This is a genomic window from Bartonella sp. AA2SXKL, from assembly GCF_042197205.1.
Lineage (GTDB): Bacteria > Pseudomonadota > Alphaproteobacteria > Rhizobiales > Rhizobiaceae > Bartonella.
Genome location: NZ_JBHIRN010000259.1, coordinates 336 through 580 on the forward strand (window position 1 = coordinate 336; position 245 = coordinate 580).

Genomic DNA, 245 nt, shown 5'->3' on the forward strand with positions numbered 1-245 from the left:
ACGTGTTGTTGCCCTTTTGTGCGATCAAAATACCGTGCTTCTATCATGCCGTATTGGGTACGCGGCTCGAGACTAAATTCCCAATGGGAACATTCCTGTTGATGAATGGTCTGGAGGGGAAGATTGTCCCCACTTAAAAATAAAAACTTATTGTCTTTGATCAAAAAACGCGCCTGCATCCGATCAGCAAGCCGGGTTAAAAAATCAATCGCCGATTGATCTGTACGTACCACATAAGGCAAGGT

Annotated in this window: 1 pseudogene; it reads right to left on the reverse strand. The window is 44.5% G+C overall.

The features are described 5' to 3' along the window. A pseudogene (locus tag ACFINS_RS11100) lies at positions 1 to 245 on the reverse strand (late control protein); the annotation flags it as partial.